The organism is Hydrogenivirga sp. 128-5-R1-1 (assembly GCF_000171895.1).
On sequence record NZ_ABHJ01000496.1, the window covers coordinates 1 to 1,118 of the forward strand.

General features: G+C 31.9%; 3 protein-coding genes. All 3 read left to right on the top strand.

The window, feature by feature from the left end; all coding sequences use genetic code 11:
- Positions 1 to 94 precede the first annotated feature (94 nt).
- Genes HG1285_RS00405 through ruvX form a run of 3 tightly spaced genes read left to right on the top strand, consistent with a single transcriptional unit; the run spans position 95 to position 1,073 of the window.
- Positions 95 to 532 carry a hypothetical protein gene (locus tag HG1285_RS00405; protein WP_008289671.1) on the top strand — a complete coding sequence of 146 codons (438 nt, stop codon included), beginning with the start codon at positions 95 to 97 and terminating at the stop codon, positions 530 to 532.
- 11 nt (positions 533 to 543) lie between these two features.
- Complete coding sequence (locus tag HG1285_RS00400; RefSeq protein ID WP_008289672.1) at positions 544 to 741, top strand: DUF2892 domain-containing protein; 198 nt, start codon at positions 544 to 546, stop codon at positions 739 to 741.
- 8 nt (positions 742 to 749) lie between these two features.
- Positions 750 to 1,073, top strand: a complete 324-nt coding sequence (gene ruvX, locus HG1285_RS18035) for a Holliday junction resolvase RuvX (protein ID WP_255347769.1) — start codon at positions 750 to 752, stop codon at positions 1,071 to 1,073.
- The last annotated feature ends 45 nt before the right edge of the window (positions 1,074 to 1,118 follow it).

Here is a 1,118-nt window from a genome sequence, read left to right on the forward strand (position 1 = left end):
GCTGTGCAGCTGCTCTGCTGTACTTGGTAGAATTGCACATCCAGATGAGGTAGTCGGAACAAAACAGAAGCATTAGTATAAATTTAGTATAAAAATGGATATAAATATTTCTGCAAAGCTTTATAATAAGTTAGTTGAAAGGCTTGGAAAAGAAACTGCTGTTGAAGTTATTGAGATAGTTAATGAAGTTGAAAATGGGCTTAAAGAAAAAGTAATTGAAGAAACTAAAAAAAGGAAAATAGAGCTAAGAGATGAACTTAGAAAAGAACTTGCAACAAAAGAAGATATATTACTTGTAAGACAGGAAATAGAGACTGTAAGACAGGAAATTGAAACCGTTAGACAAGAGCTTAAGGGAGAAATAGAAAATTTACGAAATGAGGTAAAGAGTGAAATAGAAGCACTAAGACAGGAAATAAAGGGTGAAATAAAAGTTTTAAAAATTATGATATTTTTCCTTTTTGCTCTGGTTATAATACTTAATAAAGAAAGTTTAGAATTAATATTAAAAGTATTTGGATTACTTAAATAGGAGGTGTAGCCATGGTTGGTTTTTGGGACGCTGTTGTTAGAGTTCTGGTAGGTGCTATTTTAATATGGCTCGGGATTGAAAAAGGTGGAACTTTTGTAATTGGAGAGATTGTTGGGTTTATTTTAATGCTTACAGCGATTATAGCCTTCTGTCCGCTTTACAAGATTGCTGGAATTTCTACAAGATGTGAGGGTGAAGCCTGCAGTTAAAAGATAGAATACTTGCACTTGATATTGGAGATAAAAGAATTGGGGTTGCGGTAAGCGACCCCTTTGGTATATCAGGCACTCCTTTAACTGTTTTGAAAAATTCTCCTAGTGTATTTGAGGAAATAAAAAAAGTTATAAATGAATATAAACCAAAAAAAATTGTTGTGGGACTTCCTATTACTTTAAAAGGAGAGGAAGGAGAGCAGGCAAGGAAAACACGAAAATTTGTAGAAAAATTAAAAGAACATATACCAGATATACAAATAGTTTTTGAAGATGAAAGATTTACTTCACAAATGGCAGAGAAAGACTATCTCAAATATTTAAAGTAAAAGAAATCAAAATAAATAGATGCATTTCTGCTGTAGTTATTTAGA